The organism is Streptomyces sp. NPDC048392, from assembly GCF_043200575.1.
In the GTDB taxonomy this organism is placed as follows: domain Bacteria; phylum Actinomycetota; class Actinomycetes; order Streptomycetales; family Streptomycetaceae; genus Streptomyces.
Genome location: NZ_JBICYB010000029.1, coordinates 17,778 through 32,221, shown reverse-complemented (window position 1 = coordinate 32,221; position 14,444 = coordinate 17,778). Strand labels below are relative to the sequence as shown.

Here is a 14,444-nt window from a genome sequence, read left to right as displayed (position 1 = left end):
CGGCGGCCCGCTTTCGACCAGGGGTCAGTGCGAGCTGCCCGCCGTGGCCGGCGGCAGTTCCACCTGGACACCGGGGTCACCGGCGTCCACCGTGTAGTCGCCCGGCCTGGTCTCGTCGATGCCGTCGGGCGCCTTGAGTGTCCGCAGGACGAAGGTCAGGACCACGGTGACCAGGACGTTCAGCACGAAGGCGGTGAGACCGATGTACCCGATCTCGCCGATGCCGGGGATCTCCTTGGAGGAGCCGCCGAAGTGCGCTTGCGTGGGCGAGGCCACGCCGTAGGCGGCGACCGTGCCGTAGACCATGCCGACCGCCCAGCCGCCGAGCAGCGCCCAGCGGTGGAACCAGCGGGTGAACAGGCCGCCGACCAGGGCCGGGAAGGTCTGCAGGATCCAGATGCCGCCCAGCAGCTGGAAGTTGATCGCGACGGTCTTGTCCATGCCCAGGACGAAGATCAGCGCACCCACCTTCACCAGCAGCGACACCAGCTTGGAGACCTTCGTCTCCTGCTGCGGCGTGGCGTCCGGCTTGATGAAGTCCTTGTAGATGTTGCGGGTGAAGAGGTTCGCGGCGGCGATCGACATGATCGCCGCCGGGACCAGGGCGCCGATGCCGATCGCCGCGAAGGCCACGCCCGCGAACCAGTCCGGGAACATGTTCTCGAACAGCTGCGGGATCGCCAGCTGGCCGTTCTCCACCTTGACCCCCGCCGCGATCGCCATGAAGCCCAGCAGCGCGAGCAGGCCCAGCATCAGGGAGTACAGCGGCAGGATCGTGGTGTTGCGGCGGATCACCTCACGGCTGCGCGAGGACAGCGTGGCGGTGATCGAGTGCGGGTACATGAAGAGCGCGAGCGCCGAGCCGAGAGCGAGGGTCGCGTACGTCCACTGGCCCCCCGCGGCCGGCACCACTCCGCCCTTGCCCGACTCGGTGAACTTGTCGCTCGCCGACGCGAAGATGTCGTCGAAGCCGCCCAGCTTGATCGGGATGTAGATGATCGCCACCGCGATGACGATGTAGATCAGGGTGTCCTTCACGAACGCGATCAGCGCGGGCGCGCGCAGACCCGACGAATAGGTGTACGCCGCCAGCACACCGAAGGCGATCAGCAGGGGCAGGTCCTTGACGAACCAGTTGGTGTCCTCGCCGCCGCCGACGCCCATCACGTCGAGGACGGCCTGGATGCCGACCAGCTGGAGCGCGATGTAGGGCATGGTCGCCAGGATGCCGGTGACGGCCACCGCCAGCGACAGGCCCTTGGAGCCGAACCGGCCGCGCACGAAGTCCGAGGTCGTCACGTACCCGTGCTTGTGCGAGACCGACCACAGCCGCGGCAGGAAGGTGAAGATCAGCGGGTAGACCAGGATCGTGTAGGGCACCGCGAAGAAGCCGGACGCGCCCGCCGCGTAGATCGCCGCCGGGACGGCGACGAACGTGTACGCCGTGTACAGGTCGCCGCCCAGCAGGAACCAGGTGACCCAGGTGCCGAAGGAGCGGCCGCCGAGGCCCCACTCGTCGAGGCTGTGCTCGTTCTCGGCCCGGCGCCAGCGGGCGGCCAGGAAGCCCATGGCGGTGACCAGGATGAAGAAGAAGATGAAGACGGCGAGTGCGACGCCGTTCACGCCGTCGTTCATCGCGACTCACCGCCGTTCGCGGCGGAGTGGGCGGCGCGCCCGCGCTGGTCGTGCTGCCACAGCTTGTACGCGGTCACCGTCAGCACGGTGGAGATCAGCACCCACGCCATCTGGTACCAGTAGAAGAACGGGATGCCGATGAAGGCCGGGTCGGTCTTCGTGTACGAACCGACCCACAGCATGGCGACGAACGGTGCGACGAGGCAGAGGCCGATGACGACGCGGACCGGCGTCACCACCGGCTCTCTGCTGACTTCAGGGTCTTCTGACATGCGGCGGCTCCGTCCCCTCGCTGATCACCTCGTGCAGTGCGCACGAAATGTAGGTGACGGTGTCAAGACAGCGGAAGACCTCGTCCGTATATCGGTCCTCAACTGCAACTTCACGCCTACCCGAGGGGAGGTGTGCCGGACATGCCCTAGTCCTGGGGGCGCTTGAGGCGTGCTACGAACTTGTAGCGGTCGCCCCGGTACACCGACCGCACCCACTCCACCGGCTGGCCGGTGCGGTCCTGCGAGTGCCGGGAGAGCATCAGCATCGGCAGTCCCACGTCGGTGCCGAGCAGGCCGGCCTCGCGCGGGGTCGCCAGGGAGGTCTCGATGGTCTCCTCGGCCTCGGCGAGATGGACGTCGTACACCTCGGCGAGCGCGGTGTAGAGGGACGTGTACTTCACCAGGGAGCGGCGCAGGGCCGGGAAGCGCTTCGCGCTGAGGTGGGTGGTCTCGATCGCCATCGGCTCCGCGTTGGCCATGCGCAGCCGCTCGATCCGCAGCACCCGGCCGCCGGCCGTGATGTCCAGCAGCCCGGCGAGGCGGTCGTCGGCGGTGATGTAGCCGATGTCCAGCAGCTGCGAGGTGGGTTCGAGGCCCTGGGCCCGCATGTCCTCGGTGTACGAGGTGAGTTGCAGCGCCTGCGACACCTTGGGCTTGGCGACGAACGTGCCCTTGCCCTGGATGCGCTCCAGGCGGCCCTCGACGACCAGCTCCTGCAGGGCCTGGCGCACCGTCGTGCGCGAGGTGTCGAACTCGGCGGCCAGTGTGCGCTCCGGCGGGACCGGCGTGCCCGGTGTCTGGGTCCGGGTCATGTCGAGCAGATGCTTCTTCAGACGGTAGTACTTGGGCACGCGCGCGGTACGGACGGTCGCCCCACCCTCGTTCTCCGCACTGCTGACGTCGGTGCTCATGCTCTGCCTTCCCGGCTCCGGGTGCCGAAGCGACCGCTATCCCTGTCGGCCACGGCCCACATCGTGGCACGGCTTCGTGCCGGGATGGCCCCGCACGCTCCGTGATCCCTTCTGTATACCTCCGAGACCCCCCTTGGTCTAGTCCACAGGCGGGTCCGGCGTCGCTGGTACGCGCGTTCGGAACCGTACCGGCACGTCGCGCGGTGGGCGGTGGTACACCCGGCCGCGGCGCGCCCGATCTGTGGCTTGCGCAATGAAAGGTCCCTGCATATCTCGGTCGCATCACGGACGGCCGGACTGAGTTTGAACACCCTTGACAGTCCTATTGGTCTGGGCCAAGCTCCCCCTACTGGTCTACACCATTGGTCCAGGTCCCGGCCCCATGGGCGGTCCGCGTCGACGAGCAACCGCGGGGAGGCAGGGGGGTTGTGTGGCATCCCTGAGGAGGATGGCGTGAAGCGCAAGCTGATAGCCGCGATCGGTATCGCGGGCATGATGGTCTCGATCGCGGCATGCGGGGGCGACAGCGACGACGACGGCAAGAAGGCCGGAGCGGACGGCTACGCCGGTGAGACGCTCACCGTGTGGGTGATGGACGGGTCTTCGCCGGACCAGTGGCAGAAGGACGTCGCCGCGGAGTTCGAGGCGAAGACCAAGGCCAAGGTCAAATTCGAGGTTCAGCAGTGGAACGGCATCCAGCAGAAGCTGACCACCGCCCTGTCCGAGGAGAACCCGCCGGACGTCTTCGAGATCGGCAACACCCAGACGCCGGCCTACGCGAAGACCGGCGGTCTCGCCGACCTGGCCGACCTGAAGAGCTCGATCGGCGCCGACTGGTCCGAGTCCCTCAACGAGTCGTCGGTGTTCGACGGCAAGCAGTACGCGGCTCCCTGGTTCGTGGTCAACCGTGTGGTCGTCTACAACAAGAAGGTCTGGGCCGACGCGGGGATCAAGGAGCTTCCCAAGACCCGCGACGAGTTCTACAACGACCTCAAGACCATCGGTGACAAGACCGACGCCGAGCCGATCTACCTGCCGGGCCAGAACTGGTACCACTTCGTCGGCCTGGCGATCGGCGAGGGTGCCGAACTGGTCAAGAAGGACGGCGACAAGTACGTCTCCAACCTCGACGACCCGAAGATCACCGCGGCGATGGAGACCTACAAGAAGTTCCAGGCGCTGTCCAAGGCGCCCAAGGACAAGGACGAGGCCACCCCGCAGCAGGGTGAGGTCTTCGCCAAGGGCAAGACCGGCGCGTTCATCGGCATGGGCTGGGAAGCCGGCATCGCGATCGAGGCCAACCCGGCGATCGAGAAGGACCTCGGCTACTTCACCATCCCGGGTGAGACCGCGGACAAGCCCGAGGGCGTCTTCCTCGGCGGCTCCAACCTCGCCGTCGCCGCGGGCAGCAAGAGGCAGGACCTCGCCAAGGAGTTCCTGAAGATCACGCTGTCCGACAAGAACGAGGGTGCGCTGGCCAAGGCCAACGGCGTCATCCCCAACAAGGACGCGCTGCAGAGCAATCTGAAGGGCAACGCCGCCGCCGAGGCCGCCGCACCGGCCGCCGCCGGCGGTGGCACCACGCCGCTGATCCCGGAGTGGGCCGCGGTCGAGAACCCGCCCAACCCGATCAAGACCTACATGACCGCCGTGCTGAACGGGAAGTCCCCGGCCGAGGCGGCCGAGCAGGTCGAGGGCGAGTTCAACAAGCGCCTGTCGCAGCAGCAGTAACACGGGGTCGGCCGGGGCGGGGCAGCCGTACGACGGCCCCCGCCCCGGCGACCGTACGCGGGTCGACGTAGACAGGTCGAGAAGAGAGAACGCGAGCATGACCGTGCAGACCGAACGGCCGCCCTCGGGCCCGGCGGACGTCCGCAAGACGGACGGCGGGGCATCCGGCGGACCGGCCAAGAGAGCCGCGTCCCGTGCCGGCGCGCTCACCCCGTACCTGTTGCTGCTGCCCGCCTGCGCGGCCACCGTGCTGCTGCTCGGCTGGCCACTGCTGAAGGACTTGCTGCTGTCCTTCCAGAACCTCAACATGGGGCAGCTGATCCAGCACGTCACCGAGTGGAACGGGGTCGACAACTACCAGGAGACCCTCGCCAGCGAGGACTTCTGGCGGGTCACCCTCCGCTCGATCCTGTTCACGGCGGTCAACGTCGTCCTGATCATGGGTCTGGGCACCCTGGTCGGCCTGCTGCTCGCCCGCCTGGGCAAGCGCATGCGGTTCACGCTGCTGCTGGGCCTGGTACTGGCCTGGGCCATGCCGATCGTGGCCGCCACCACCGTCTACAAGTGGCTGTTCGCCCAGCGCTTCGGCGTCGTCAACTGGGTCCTGGACAAGCTCGGCTGGCACTCCATGGCCGACTACAGCTGGACCAGCAGCCAGATGTCGACGTTCTTCGTCGTCATCCTGCTGATCGTGTGGATGTCCATCCCGTTCGTCGCGATCAACCTCTACGCGGCGACCACCACCATCCCGAAGGAGCTCTACGAGGCCGCGTCCCTCGACGGCGCCGGCGCCTGGCGGAGCTTCACCACGGTCACCATGCCGTTCCTGCGGCCGTTCCTCTACGCGACGACCTTCCTCGAGGTCATCTGGGTGTTCAAGGCGTTCGTACAGGTCTACCTCATCAACGAGGGCGGGCCGGACCGGCTCACGGAGATCCTGCCCGTCTACGCCTACGTCGAGGGCGTCGGCAACCAGCACTACGGCATGGGCGCGGCGATCGCCGTACTGACCATCCTGATCCTGCTCGGCCTGACTGCCTACTACCTCAGGATCGTGCTCAAGCAAGGGGAGGACGAGCTGTGAAGCGCTCGCTCTTCGGCCGCCTGTGGCCCAACGCCACGGCCGTCGTCCTGTTCATCGGCTTCGTCTTCCCCGTGTACTGGATGTTCGCCACGGCCCTCAAGCCGACCGGCGACATCCTCTCGGAGGACCCGGTCTGGTTCCCGACCGAGGTCACCTTCGAACATTTCAGGACCGCGACCGACGTCGACCACTTCTGGACGTACGTCACCAACTCGCTGACGGTCACCGTGCTGGCCGTGGTCTTCTCGCTGGTCATCGCGCTGGCCGGCTCCTTCGCCCTGGCGCGCATGCGCTTCAAGGGCCGGCGCGGCTTCGTCATCGGCTTCATGCTGGCCCAGATGGCGCCCTGGGAAGTCATGATCATCGCGATGTACATGATCGTGCGGGACGCGTCGATGCTGAACAGTCTCGTGCCGCTGACCCTCTTCTACATGATGATGATCCTGCCCTTCACCATCCTGACGCTGCGCGGCTTCGTCGCCGCGGTGCCGAAGGAGCTGGAGGAGTCGGCGATGGTCGACGGCTGCACCCGCGCCCAGGCGTTCCGCCGGGTCATCCTGCCCCTGCTCGCGCCGGGTCTGATGTCCACCTCGCTGTTCGGTTTCATCACCGCGTGGAACGAGTTCGCCCTGGTCCTGGTGCTCAACAAGGACGCCGAGGCCCAGACGCTGCCTCTGTGGCTGTCCAGCTTCCAGACCCAGTTCGGCGACGACTGGGGTGCGACCATGGCGGCCTCGTCCCTCTTCGCCGTCCCGATCCTGATCCTCTTCGTCTTCCTCCAGCGCAAGGCCGTCAGCGGCCTGACCGCCGGTGCCGTGAAGGGATAACGCCACCGATGACGACCATCGCCAGGGCCACCGACACCCTCACGCGCGACGCGCTCACGGTCCTCCAGCCCGGCTTCGCCGGCACCACCGCCCCCGACTGGCTGCTGCGCCGACTCGGCGAAGGGCTGGCGTCCGTCGCCCTGTTCGGGCGCAACGTCACCTCGCCCGAGCAGGTGGCGGCCCTGACCGCGCAGCTGCGCGCCGAGCGCGAGGACGTGCTGGTCGCGATCGACGAGGAGGGCGGTGACGTCACCCGGTTGGAGGTGCGCACCGGCTCCTCCTTCCCCGGCAACCACGCCCTCGGCGCGGTGGACGACGTCGGGCTGACCCGGGCGGTGGCCGCGGAACTGGGCCGCCGGCTCGCCGCCTCGGGCGTCAACTTCAACTGGGCCCCGTCCGCCGACGTGAACTCGAACCCGGACAACCCGGTCATCGGCGTGCGCTCCTTCGGCGCCGGCACCGACCTGGTCGCCCGGCACACCGCCGCCTACGTCACCGGCATGCAGTCCGCGGGCGTGGCCACCTGCACCAAGCACTTCCCGGGCCACGGCGACACGGGCATCGACTCCCACCACGCCGTGCCGCTCATCGACGTCGACGCCGACGTGCTGGCCGAACGCGACCTGGTCCCGTTCCGCGCGGCCGTCGCGGCCGGCAGCCGCGCGGTGATGAGCGCTCACATCCTGGTCCCGGCCCTGGACCCGGACCGCCCGGCGACGTTGTCCCGCCGCATCCTGACCGACCTGCTCAGGGGCGAGCTGGGCTACGACGGGCTCATCGTCACCGACGGCATCGAGATGCGCGCCATCGCGGGCACGTACGGCATCGAACGCGGCAGCGTCCTGGCCGTCGCGGCCGGCGCCGACGCGATCTGCGTGGGCGGCGGCCTGTCCGACGAGGGCACCGTACGGCGGTTGAGCGACGCGCTGGTCGAGGCCGTCCACACGGGCGAGCTGCCCGAGGAGCGCCTGGCCGACGCAGCGGAACGCGTCCGCGCCCTGTCCCGCTGGACCGCGGCGAACCGGCCGGACGCCCGGGCCGGGGACACCGCCGACGGTGACGTGGGCCTGCGTGCGGCCCGCCGCGCTCTGCGGGTCACCGCCGCCGGGGACTTCACCCCGCTCACCGAACCGCCGTACGTCGCCGCCCTCACCCCCGTGGCGAACATCGCGGTCGGCGACGAGACCCCCTGGGGTATCGCCGCCGAGCTCTTCCGCCTGCTTCCGGGCACCGAGACCGGCAGCTTCAACGGAGCCGGCGCCGGAGGCGAGGCGCTGGCCGCGGCGGGCCCCCGCCGCATCGTCGCCGTCGTCCGCGACGAGCACCGCCACCCCTGGATGGCGGCGGCTCTCGACGCCCTGCTGGCGGCCCGCCCCGACACGATCGTCGTCGAGATGGGCGTCCCGCGCGCCGAACCCCGCGGCGCCCTCCACCTGGCCACCCACGGCGCGGCCCGCGTCTGCGGCCGAGCGGCGGCGGAGGCCATCGCGGGCGCCTGACGAACACCCCGCCGCCCACCGACGGCGCCGGTCCCGCGGCGGACCGGCGCCATCGGCGTGCGTGGGCCGCGCCCGGGCTTGCGGCGAGGAGCTCCGCCCGGCACGTCGGTCCGCCCGCCGGGCAGGGTGGCGGTGTCACGGCTCCGCGGAGCGGGCCGGCGTCGCGGACTCTGGACGGGCGCACCCGTGGTTCCGGTGAGGTGGCCCGCCGGGGTGCGGGTGCGGCCGGCGAGACGACGAAGGCGCCGGGTCCCGGCGAGGGGATCCGGCGCCTTTCGCGCGTGGGCGGCCGGCCGCCACGGGGGGCTCGGACGGGACGGGTCAGATGCCCTGCCAGTCCGGCTTGTGGGCGTAGGTGTGCCGGAAGTAGTCGGCGAGCTTCAGCTTGGAGGCGGCGGCCTCGTCGACGACGACCGTGGCGTGCGGGTGCAGTTGCAGGGCGGAGGCCGGACACACGGCCGCGACGGGTCCCTCGACGCTGGCGGCCACCGCGTCCGCCTTGCCCTCACCGGTGGCGAGCAGTACCAGGTGCCGGGCCTCCAGGATGGTGCCGATGCCCTGTGTGATCACGTGGTGCGGCACCTGCTCGATGTCGCCCTCGAAGAAGCGCGCGTTGTCGACGCGGGTCTGCTCGGTCAGGGTCTTGATCCGCGTCCGTGAGGCGAGCGAGGAGCACGGCTCGTTGAAACCGATGTGACCGTCCGTGCCGATGCCCAGCAGTTGGAGGTCGACCCCTCCGGCCCCGCTCAGCGCCCGGTCGTAGGCTTCGCACGCGCTCTGCACGTCCGCGGCCGTCCCGTCGGGGCCCATGAACGCGTCCATGTCGATCCCCAGTGGTTCGAGCACCTCGCGCCGCAGCACCGAGCGGTACGACTCCGGGTGCTCCGCGGGCAGCCCCGCGTACTCGTCGAGCTGGGCGATCCGCGCCCGCGCGGTGTCCGCGGCACCCGAGCGCACCTTGGCCGCCAGTGCCTCGTACACGGGCAGCGGCGTCGAGCCGGTGGCCACCCCGAGCAGGGCGTCGGGCTTGCGCCGGAGCAGCTGCGCCATGGCCTCGGCTATGAGTTCGCCGCCCGCCTTGGCATCGGGAACGATGACAACTTCCACGCTGGCCTGCCGTTTCGAAGAGAGGACTCACCCGGGGCCCGGGACTGGCTATGTGGTTTAGACCAATCTAACAGAGGGGGGCCATGCGGGCGCGTCGAAACGGCCGGGTGGGTGGTGGCGCGGACGGTGGCGTGGGTGGTGGTGCGACCGCCGCGGCGTCAGGTCAGTGAATCTCCCGTGGCGTCCACCCAGCTTCCCGTCACCCATCGGCCCGCGTGCGAGGCGAGGAACGCGACCACGTCGGCCACTTCGGCCGGCACCCCCACCCCGCCCAGCGCGGAGAGCGCCGCCGCCCGCTCCCAGCCGTCCGCGCTTCCGTACAGCAGTGCTGCGGTGCTGTCCGTGTCGATGATGCCGGGCGCCACCGAGCTCACCGTGATGCCGCGGGCGCCGAGCACCTTGGAGAGGTCGCGCGAGAGCACCTCCAGCGCGCCCTTCGTCATCGCGTACGCCATGCTGTCCGGCGTCACCGCCGTACGGGCCGGCCCCGAAGAGATGTTGACGACCCGGCCGCCGTCGCGCAGCCGCCCCATCCCGTGCTTGAGGATGAAGAACGGCGCCTTCACGTTGACCGTGAAGAGCGCGTCGCCTTCCGGGAACACGGTTGCGAGGCCACGTCCGTCTCCGGCCTGACGCGGGTCGTGGACATCGGCGCCCCGAGCCTCTACGCCGCGCCCCGAGCCTCTACGCCGCGCCCCGAGCCTCTACGCCGCCTTCGGCGACAAGCGTTCGCTCTTCGAGGAGGTCGTCCAGGAGTACGGCGTGCGGTACGGCTCCTTCGGTGACCGTGCCCTCGCGGAGGAGGCGACCGCGCGGGGCGGGCGTGGTGAGGATGCTGCGCGAGGCCGCCGCCGAGTACACGGCCCCCGGCCGGCGCCCGGCTGCCTCGTCGTCCACGCGGCCGCCGGCTGCGCGACCGCCGAGGTCGGGCAGTCCCTGCGGGGCAGGCGCAACGCCAACATCGCCGCGATCGAGAGCCGGATCGGGGCCGACGTGGAGAAGGGCGTACTGCCGCCGGACACCGACGCCGCCGGCCTCGCCCGGTACACCGGCGCGATGATCCAGGGCATGTCCCAGCAGGCGCGCGACGGCGCGAGCCGGACGGAGCCGGAAGCCTTCGCGGAAATTGCCCTGGCGGTCTGGCCCCGCGTGTGAGCCAACAGGGTTAGGCTTCTGGCGGCTGCTCGGATGTCGGTACAGTCGGCAGAACCCACCAACAACAAACAACGTCCACCGCATGGACACGGTTAGTGGTCTAGTCCACAATGGTCACCGAGGCACCGACCGTGTCGCTCACGCAAGGTGATCGCCAGGCTTCCGCCCTCCCCGCACAGGAGGACGGACCGAGGAACCGGAGCTCTCTGCCCTGACTGCCCCGGCTCCTCATCCTTCGGCCGACCGGGACCGCACACCCCACGGCCGATGTTGCTCGGGGCTGCGGTGCCGGGAGGGCTGAGGGTCCCTCCCAGGCGCCGCGGCCCGCGGGTGTCTCCGGGGTTCTCCCGGCCGCTCCGGGAGCGGGGAAGCGGTGAGGAGTGGCTGGTTTCGATCGCTGTCCGTACCGCCAGGTACGCTCAGCTCCGTGCCCTCCATGAACGAACTCGTACGCCAGCACACAGCGCTCGACGACTCCGACCTCGAGTGGCTCCATCTGCTGGTCTCGGAGTGGCAGCTTCTCTCCGACCTCTCCTTCGCCGACCTGGTCCTGTGGGTGCCCACCCGCGACGGCACGCGCTACGTCTCCGTCGCCCAGATGCGGCCCAACACCGGCCCCACCTCGTACCAGGACGACATGGTCGGCCACCTCGTCCCGCGCGGCCGGCGCCCCATGCTGGACGCCGCCCTGGACGAGGGCCGGATCGTGCGCGAGGGCGACCCCGAGTGGCGCGAGGAGGTCCCGGTCCGGGTCGAGTCCATCCCCGTACGCCGTCAGGGACGCGTGCTGGGCGTCATCGCCCGCAACACCAACCTGCTCACCGTGCGCACGCCGAGCCGCCTGGAGCTGACGTACCTGCAGAGCGCCTCGGACCTCGCGCAGATGATCGCGGCCGGTGCCTTCCCGTTCGAGAACCAGCAGGTCGACATGGACGCCTCGCCCCGGGTCGGCGACGGCCTGATCCGGGTCGACGGGGACGGCATCGTCCAGTACGCCTCCCCGAACGCCCTGTCGGCCTACCACCGCATGGGCCTGGCCGCCGACCTGGTGGGCCATCACCTGGGCCGGACCACCGCCGAACTCGCCCCGTCCCGCGGACCGGTGGACGAGGCGCTCGCCAAGGTGGCCAGCGGCTGGGCGCCGCGCGAGTTCGAGATCGAGGCGCACGACGGGGTGATCCAGTTCCGCGCCATCCCGCTGAAGCCCAAGGGCACGCGCATCGGTTCGCTGGTGCTCCTGCGCGACGTGACGGAACTGCGTCGCCGGGAACGCGAGTTGATCACCAAGGACGCCACCATCCGGGAGATCCACCACCGGGTGAAGAACAACCTCCAGACGGTGGCCGCCCTGCTGCGTCTCCAGGCCCGGCGCATCGAGTCCGACCGGGGCCGCGAGGCGCTGGAGGAGGCCGTGCGCAGGGTCGGCTCGATCGCGATCGTGCACGAGACGCTCTCCCAGAACCTGGACGAGCGGGTGGAGTTCGACGAGATCGCCGACCGGGTGCTGGCGATGGTGGCGGAGATCTCGCCGGGCAAGGTCACCGGCCGGCGCACCGGCCGTTTCGGCATCCTGGACGCCGAGGTCGCGACCCCCTTGTCGATGGTGCTGACCGAGGTCCTGCAGAACGCGCTGGAACACGGCTTCCGGGACGGCGACACCGGCACGGTCGAGGTGTCGGCGGTCCGCGGCGGTACTGCCAAGGAGGCCCGGCTCCTGGTCACCGTCCAGGACGACGGCGTCGGTCTGCCCGCAGGCTTCGACCCGCACCGCTCCGGCAATCTCGGCCTGCAGATCGTCCGCACCCTGGTCGAGGGCGAGCTGGGCGGCAGCTTCGACATGGTCGCGGCCCCCGAGCGCGGCACCCGGGTGATCCTGAACGTCCCCGTACCCGCGCGCAAGTAGGAAGCGAAACGAAGAAGCCGGTCCGCACAGCAAAAAGCCCCGGACCGGTGAAGGTCCGAGGCCAGTGCTCGTGCATTGCATCGTCCGATGCGCATCGGGGGTACTGCGCGCTGCGGCTCGGGAGCGGGGGATGCGTACTCGCTGTACGCGCCGCCAAGCTGAGGCTGTCAGTAGGGGTGGGTTGTCAGGCGGAGGCCTGACGAGCCCGGTTGCGGGCGGCACGGCGCTTCATTGCGCGGCGCTCGTCCTCGCTGAGACCACCCCAGACGCCGGAGTCCTGGCCGGACTCGAGCGCCCACTGCAGGCACTGCTCCATGACAGGGCAGCGACGGCAGACGGCCTTGGCTTCCTCGATCTGCAGCAGCGCGGGACCGGTGTTGCCGATGGGGAAGAAGAGCTCGGGGTCTTCCTCGCGGCAAACGGCGCGGTGACGCCAGTCCATGGCTGCTACCTCTCCTTGGTATTACATGCTGGAATGCTTGTGAATGTGAACGCTTTCACGAATCCCTCAACAAGGGAAGGGCCTACCGCCAGGTTCCCTGGCGTGGTCCTGTGGTTTGAAGAGGGGTTCCGGTGATCAGTGGATGCCGGTCTTGCGGGCTGTCCCGATCGCCAAGAAGAGACTCGCAAACCTCGGCGGCGGATACAACCCCTTCCGGAAAGTTTTTTTTGATTCTTCGGTGTCGACTAGGTCACAGCCGTACTTCCATGGGGTGGACCCTGGTCTAAACGTTCGAGTGAAAGGACTTTCGCCCCTTCTGCTCACACAATCACACGCAGTGCACGGCGTACGCCTGTGAACGTCACGCTGGTCCGCAGCCCCAGGTGGTCACCGTCCATCTGGAGGGGCAGGGGCACCTTCGAATGCAAGGTGAAGTCGGTCAGATCGTGCAGGGAGACCGCGTGCCGGCCTCTAGGTCCGCGCTCGGGGGACGAAGTGAGCAACTGGGTGCCATACCGGGCAACCGCGGCCGTCGACAGCCGACTGAGGCCGAAGACGTCGAGCGCGGTGTCGAACGAGGCCTCGGGTGAGGCGTAGATCGGCCGATTGCCGAGGAACGTCCAGGGGCACGTGTTCGAAACTATGGACAGCACCAGATCGGTGACCGGGTCCTCGCCCGCCCGCTCCAGAGTGATCGTCCCGCTGCGGCGGTGCGGCTCGCCGATCAGCTGGCGCACCACCTGACGGACGTAGAGGGCGTGTGTCGACTTCTTGCCGCGCTCGCGGTGCTGCTCGACCCGGCCGACCACGCCGGCGTCGAATCCCAGCCCGGCGTTGAAGGTGAACCAGCGGGCCGGGACCGCCTCGTCCTCCGAGCCCGGCGTACCCGACGCCAGGCCCAGTCCGACGGTCCGCTCGCTGCCCTCGCGCAGGGCGTCCAGCAGGGCGCCGGTGGCCTCCACCGCGTGGTTGGGCAGGCCGAGGGCGCGGGCGAAGACGTTGGTGGAACCACCGGGGACGACCGCGAGGCCGGGCAGGTGCTCCGGGGCGGGGCCCGCGTGCAGCAGCCCGTTGACGACCTCGTTCACCGTGCCGTCGCCGCCGAGGGCCACCACCAGGTCGATGTCGTCGCTCTGTGCCGCCTGCCGGCCGAGGTCGCGTGCGTGGCCGCGGTACTCGGTGGTGACCGCCTCCAGCTTCATCTCGCTCGCGAGCGCGTGGATCAACACGTCGCGCGTGCGCGCGCTCGTGGTGGTTGCCGCCGGATTGACCACGAGAAGTGCACGCATGGTTTGCAGGGTACCTACTGGGTGGTACCCGGCCCAGACCGAGGTGGAGATCGCCACCGGCACCCGCGTACGTGACATGCCGGACACCCGGGCGGCCGCTGACAGGCCGAGGGCTACCCTTCAGGGGTGAGCAGTGAGCAGACCCCCGCCCCCACCCCCGCAGTCACCGAAGAGGCGGGCCCCCGTCCCGGCCGGCTGACCGCCGCGGCCGCGCTCGCCGCGCTGGAGGGGCTGGCGCTCGTCGTAGGCGGCGCCTGGATGCTCGTGGAGGGCCTCACCGGGCATCCCGACGACCGGACCTCGGCCGTCACCGGCGGCGTCACCCTGATCGTCCTCGCCCTGCTGCCCCTGCTCGCCGCCCGCGGGCTGATCGGCCGGCGGGGCTGGAGCCGGGGGCCCGCGGTGATCACGCAGATCATGGCACTGCCCGTCGCCTTCAACATGGTGCGGGCCGACAGCCTGGCCGTCCCGGCGGGCATCGTGCTCGGCGTCGTGGCGGTCGCGGCACTGGTCCTGCTCGTCAATCCCACCACCACCCGGGCCCTCGGCATCCGGGGGCCCGGCAACGCCGGGAACTAGCCGGAAGGCG

At 69.9% G+C, this 14,444-nt stretch carries 12 protein-coding genes and 2 pseudogenes; 7 read left to right on the top strand and 7 right to left on the bottom strand.

Annotated elements, in window-relative coordinates:
* Positions 1-24: 24 nt before the first annotated feature.
* From mctP to ACGFYH_RS28790, 3 genes are all read right to left on the bottom strand, one after another.
* Positions 25-1,635, bottom strand: a complete 1,611-nt coding sequence (gene mctP / locus ACGFYH_RS28800) for a monocarboxylate uptake permease MctP (protein WP_393806096.1) — start codon at positions 1,633-1,635, stop codon at positions 25-27.
* Positions 1,632-1,907 carry a DUF3311 domain-containing protein gene (locus tag ACGFYH_RS28795; RefSeq protein ID WP_393806095.1) on the bottom strand — a complete coding sequence of 92 codons (276 nt, stop codon included), beginning with the start codon at positions 1,905-1,907 and terminating at the stop codon, positions 1,632-1,634. The genes mctP and ACGFYH_RS28795 overlap by 4 nt, the downstream gene beginning before the upstream one ends.
* A 146-nt stretch (positions 1,908-2,053) precedes the next feature.
* The gene (locus ACGFYH_RS28790; RefSeq protein WP_217167591.1) at positions 2,054-2,818 is read right to left on the bottom strand and encodes a GntR family transcriptional regulator; all 765 of its coding nucleotides are present in this window, start codon (positions 2,816-2,818) and stop codon (positions 2,054-2,056) included.
* A 453-nt stretch (positions 2,819-3,271) separates the two neighbouring features.
* Between ACGFYH_RS28790 and ACGFYH_RS28785 the strand changes: the two genes are divergently transcribed.
* The 4 genes from ACGFYH_RS28785 to ACGFYH_RS28770 all read left to right on the top strand — a co-directional run bounded on the left by ACGFYH_RS28785 (position 3,272) and on the right by ACGFYH_RS28770 (position 7,959).
* Positions 3,272-4,549, top strand: coding sequence for an extracellular solute-binding protein (locus tag ACGFYH_RS28785; RefSeq protein ID WP_393806094.1), 1,278 nt, complete (start codon positions 3,272-3,274; stop codon positions 4,547-4,549).
* Positions 4,550-4,646: 97 nt separating this feature from the next.
* Positions 4,647-5,633, top strand: coding sequence for a carbohydrate ABC transporter permease (locus ACGFYH_RS28780; protein ID WP_393806093.1), 987 nt, complete (start codon positions 4,647-4,649; stop codon positions 5,631-5,633).
* Complete coding sequence (locus tag ACGFYH_RS28775) at positions 5,630-6,460, top strand: carbohydrate ABC transporter permease (RefSeq protein WP_393806092.1); 831 nt, start codon at positions 5,630-5,632, stop codon at positions 6,458-6,460. The genes ACGFYH_RS28780 and ACGFYH_RS28775 overlap by 4 nt, the downstream gene beginning before the upstream one ends.
* A gap of 8 nt (positions 6,461-6,468) precedes the next feature.
* Entirely contained in the window at positions 6,469-7,959 is a 1,491-nt protein-coding gene (locus ACGFYH_RS28770) for a glycoside hydrolase family 3 protein (RefSeq protein ID WP_393806091.1), read from the top strand.
* A 321-nt stretch (positions 7,960-8,280) separates the two neighbouring features.
* On the opposite strand, the gene nagB is transcribed toward ACGFYH_RS28770, so the two are convergent.
* Positions 8,281-9,066 carry a glucosamine-6-phosphate deaminase gene (gene nagB / locus ACGFYH_RS28765; protein WP_393806090.1) on the bottom strand — a complete coding sequence of 262 codons (786 nt, stop codon included), beginning with the start codon at positions 9,064-9,066 and terminating at the stop codon, positions 8,281-8,283.
* Positions 9,067-9,224: 158 nt separating this feature from the next.
* Positions 9,225-9,659 (bottom strand): annotated as a pseudogene (locus tag ACGFYH_RS28760) (SDR family oxidoreductase); the annotation flags it as partial.
* Between ACGFYH_RS28760 and ACGFYH_RS28755 the strand changes: the two are divergent.
* Both ACGFYH_RS28755 and ACGFYH_RS28750 read left to right on the top strand, forming a co-directional pair.
* A pseudogene (locus ACGFYH_RS28755) lies at positions 9,603-10,221 on the top strand (TetR/AcrR family transcriptional regulator). The pseudogenes ACGFYH_RS28760 and ACGFYH_RS28755 sit on opposite strands and share 57 nt — an antisense overlap.
* A gap of 427 nt (positions 10,222-10,648) precedes the next feature.
* Positions 10,649-12,124 carry a sensor histidine kinase gene (locus ACGFYH_RS28750; RefSeq protein WP_393806089.1) on the top strand — a complete coding sequence of 492 codons (1,476 nt, stop codon included), beginning with the start codon at positions 10,649-10,651 and terminating at the stop codon, positions 12,122-12,124.
* A gap of 184 nt (positions 12,125-12,308) precedes the next feature.
* Here ACGFYH_RS28750 and ACGFYH_RS28745 read toward each other — a convergent pair whose 3' ends face one another.
* Together ACGFYH_RS28745 and ACGFYH_RS28740 are read right to left on the bottom strand one after the other, a co-directional pair.
* A complete protein-coding gene (locus tag ACGFYH_RS28745) occupies positions 12,309-12,566 on the bottom strand; it encodes a WhiB family transcriptional regulator (protein WP_003973730.1) in 258 nt (85 codons plus the stop codon).
* Between the two features lie 320 nt (positions 12,567-12,886).
* The gene (locus ACGFYH_RS28740) at positions 12,887-13,855 is read right to left on the bottom strand and encodes a diacylglycerol/lipid kinase family protein (RefSeq protein WP_393806088.1); all 969 of its coding nucleotides are present in this window, start codon (positions 13,853-13,855) and stop codon (positions 12,887-12,889) included.
* Positions 13,856-13,981: 126 nt separating this feature from the next.
* Between ACGFYH_RS28740 and ACGFYH_RS28735 the strand changes: the two genes are divergently transcribed.
* Positions 13,982-14,434, top strand: coding sequence for a hypothetical protein (locus ACGFYH_RS28735; protein ID WP_393806087.1), 453 nt, complete (start codon positions 13,982-13,984; stop codon positions 14,432-14,434).
* The last annotated feature ends 10 nt before the right edge of the window (positions 14,435-14,444 follow it).

Bases quoted from the DNA above. Each gene is read 5' to 3' on its own strand.
- mctP (WP_393806096.1), bottom strand. From the start codon at position 1,635: ATGAACGACGGCGTGAACGGCGTCGCACTCGCCGTCTTCATCTTCTTC.
- ACGFYH_RS28795 (WP_393806095.1), bottom strand. From the start codon at position 1,907: ATGTCAGAAGACCCTGAAGTCAGCAGAGAGCCGGTGGTGACGCCGGTC.
- ACGFYH_RS28790 (WP_217167591.1), bottom strand. From the start codon at position 2,818: ATGAGCACCGACGTCAGCAGTGCGGAGAACGAGGGTGGGGCGACCGTC.
- ACGFYH_RS28780 (WP_393806093.1), top strand. From the start codon at position 4,647: ATGACCGTGCAGACCGAACGGCCGCCCTCGGGCCCGGCGGACGTCCGC.
- ACGFYH_RS28770 (WP_393806091.1), top strand. From the start codon at position 6,469: ATGACGACCATCGCCAGGGCCACCGACACCCTCACGCGCGACGCGCTC.
- ACGFYH_RS28745 (WP_003973730.1), bottom strand. From the start codon at position 12,566: ATGGACTGGCGTCACCGCGCCGTTTGCCGCGAGGAAGACCCCGAGCTC.
- ACGFYH_RS28740 (WP_393806088.1), bottom strand. From the start codon at position 13,855: ATGCGTGCACTTCTCGTGGTCAATCCGGCGGCAACCACCACGAGCGCG.